General features: G+C 34.3%; 1 protein-coding gene. It reads left to right on the forward strand.

From position 1 onward, the window contains the following. Positions 1-337: 337 nt before the first annotated feature. Positions 338-499 (forward strand): DUF3391 domain-containing protein (locus AB4653_RS27600; protein WP_372105838.1); only part of this gene is annotated, 162 nt, incomplete at its 3' end.

The raw sequence follows: 499 nt of genomic DNA on the forward strand, positions 1-499 counted from the left end.
CTGATTTCAGTGGCTTTTTTAATATCTAACGTTTTATCTTTTTATTAATAGGTGGCAACCTCCCTACCTCACCTCTTAAGTCACATCCACAATACAAAGTACTTTTCTACAGAGCCCTTTAGATAGACACTTCGATTAGAAAAGAACGCTTATTACTACACCACTGCCACTTAACCGTTGTAAACAATATCGCTAAGATCGAAGCATAACTCTGTGACATTTCGGCCTTTTGTTTTTAATTTCAGGTGTTTTGAGTAAATAAATCAACAATTTGACTAGATTCGTCGCGAAATTGGATTAGAATCACACTGTTTTTGACAACACTTAATTGAATTTAATGCAGTTCGACCTTAAAGACTCAGTAAAAATTTCCATAAACACATTGGTTGTGGGAATGTTTGTTACATCAATTCAGAAAAGTGAGCGTGTTTATTTATCTAACGCTGGACGCGTGTCTTCAAAAAAAGGAATTGATACATTAGTTAATAAAGGCATTAAG

Source organism: Vibrio sp. 10N.222.48.A3 (assembly GCF_041475345.1).
Taxonomy (GTDB): Bacteria; Pseudomonadota; Gammaproteobacteria; order Enterobacterales; family Vibrionaceae; genus Vibrio; species Vibrio tasmaniensis_A.